Here is a 2,203-nt window from a genome sequence, read left to right on the forward strand (position 1 = left end):
ACGTGTTGGCCGGCCAGGTTCGGCGCTACCGCTCGGCAGCCCAGATCGGCGCCACCCAGACCGCCGCCCGCACCGACCCGGTGATGAAGCGCCACCACGCGCTCGCCCGCCGACTGCTCGACCGCCAGCACGACTACCTCCGCTTCATCACCGACTGGCGGATACCCGCCGACAACAACGGCTCCGAACGCGACATCCGCATGATCAAACTGAGGCAGAAGGTGTCCGGCTGCCTGCGCACCCTCACCGGAGCCAGGCAGTTCTGCGCGATCCGCAGCTACCTATCCACCGCCGTCAAACACGGCCGACACTTCTTCGAAGTCCTCGTCATGCTCACCGAGGGCCGACCCTGGCTGCCCGCAACCCACTGATCACCGCTCGATGCCCTGACCAGTTACCTTCAGCTGACGCGCGGCGGCGCAAGCTGATCCGGCACGTGTATCGTGGCGGGGTTGTCGGCGGGTTTTCTGCTCCGGGTCCACCCATTTCGGGGGGATGAACTCCGGCGACCCGTCCGCGATCCGGACAACCCACCCGGAATGGTGGATCAACCGGTGGTGCATTCTGCACAACATCACGAGGTTGTCGAGCTCGGTGTGGCCGTCGTGTTCCCATTCGAGGACGTGGTGAATTTGGCACCATGACGGGGTTCGGTCGCATCCCGGATGGGCGCATCCGCGGTCCCGGACGGTGACGGCCCGGCGGAGTCCGTCCGGAATCACGCGGGTGGAACGCCCGACATCGAGCGGTTGTCCTGCCCCATTCAGCACGATGGGGATGACGCCGGCGTCGCAGGCGAGCATCCGCAGTGATTCGGGGGTGAGGGTGCCGCCGAAGTCGAGCATCGCCGACCGCGCCCGGTCTTCGAGGTCCTCGAGCCGGATCAGCACGGTCAGGTGCGGGCGTCGGCCGCCGCTCTCCGGGACGTCGCCGTGGTCGAGGACGTAGCCGCAGATGTCGGCCAACGCCTCGGCTTGGCGGCGTTCTGCCCCGCGGCGGTCGTCCTTGTCGAGGGGCTTGGACTTGGCGTCCAGCAGGGTGGCGATGGTGTCGAACATGGCCGCGTCCTCGAACACGCCCTTCAACTCGCCACCGGGGCGGTCCCGGAACCGCCGCACCTGCAGGGTGTTGACCGGCACGTGTGGGCGGTCGTCGGGTGCGGGGCCGTCCTGGTCGAGCCGGTCGATCAGCTCCGTGCCGTAGGTGCGCAGTTGGGCGGGGGTGTAGTCGGCGGCGCGGGCGGCCAGTTCTTCTTCAACCCCGGCCCGCTGCTCCTCGCTGAGTCGGCCGGCGGCGGGAGTGGCGAGCAGGGTGACGATCACGTCGACGTGGCGCAGGCTCGCCTGCCCGGCCGCGAACGCCTTCCCCGTCGCGGGGAGCTTCGCCTCCAGCACCGTGCCGTCCAGCTCCACCCGCTCACACGTGTGCTCCGCGGCGGTGACCCGGCGGCGGGCTTCGAACCACTCCCAGCCCAACAGGTCGGCCAACGCACCTTCGGTCTTCTTGTAGCCACGTTCAGCGAACGTCCCCCGCCGCTGCAACGTCGCCACGGCCGAGACGGCCAGATGATCCAGTCGACGGGAAAGACCCTCGGCGAGCGTGAGCACCGACAACAGTTCGTCATCGGTGGTCATCGACGATTCCGCGGCCGCGCACAGTTCATCGACCGCCACCTGCAGGTGGCGGTACGCGTCGGCAACAGCGGACATGCCACCGAGTTTAGTCGAACATGCTTTCGAGCAACGGGGCTATTCGAGTGAACGCGAAATTTGCGATAGTAAATGGATCATGGAGGCTTTGCTTGTCTGCGCGAGCAACCCTTCGGTCGGCTTGGCAAACTACTGATTGCGTGGTCGCCCTGCGAGATGCTCGTCATGCCTCCCGGACCCGGGCACCAGATCCTCTCGATTGATCTCATACGCAACTATCCTGTGGTTGCTTTGAAACAGGACCACAGCCAGTCGCGTGGCTACCCGGCAGCGGCTCTCGTGGGAACCGCGATGCCCCCAAGCCCAATGGCCTTGCGTTAGGTTGATCTTGGCGCCGACACGCCGGTCGAGGTGCGTCGTCTGGTGATCGCCTCTGGGGATGATCGCCGGGTGGCGCACGACGGGTCGGAGGGGGTGTCTCCGGAGGGCTGGTTGCCCGATCGAGTGTCGGTGGGGTCGCTGACGAAGGCGTTCCCGCCGGAGTTGGTGGACCG

Annotated in this window: 2 protein-coding genes; one reads left to right on the forward strand and one right to left on the reverse strand. The window is 67.0% G+C overall.

Annotation, left to right across the window (positions count from 1 at the left end; all coding sequences use genetic code 11):
- On the forward strand, nt 1–371 hold a 371-nt coding region (locus tag KME75_RS41105; RefSeq protein WP_219420395.1), incomplete at its 5' end, for an IS66 family transposase.
- Here the strand turns inward: KME75_RS41105 and KME75_RS41110 are convergent.
- Nucleotides 372–1,709, reverse strand: a complete 1,338-nt coding sequence (locus KME75_RS41110) for an HNH endonuclease signature motif containing protein (RefSeq protein WP_219420396.1) — start codon at nt 1,707–1,709, stop codon at nt 372–374. It abuts the gene before it with no gap.
- Nucleotides 1,710–2,203: the final 494 nt, after the last annotated feature.

The sequence above is a fragment of the Pseudonocardia nigra genome, from assembly GCF_019396355.1.
In the GTDB taxonomy this organism is placed as follows: domain Bacteria; phylum Actinomycetota; class Actinomycetes; order Mycobacteriales; family Pseudonocardiaceae; genus Pseudonocardia; species Pseudonocardia nigra.

Excerpts from the sequence above, each read along its gene's own strand:
- KME75_RS41110 (WP_219420396.1), bottom strand. The coding sequence starts at position 1,709 with ATGTCCGCTGTTGCCGACGCGTACCGCCACCTGCAGGTGGCGGTCGAT.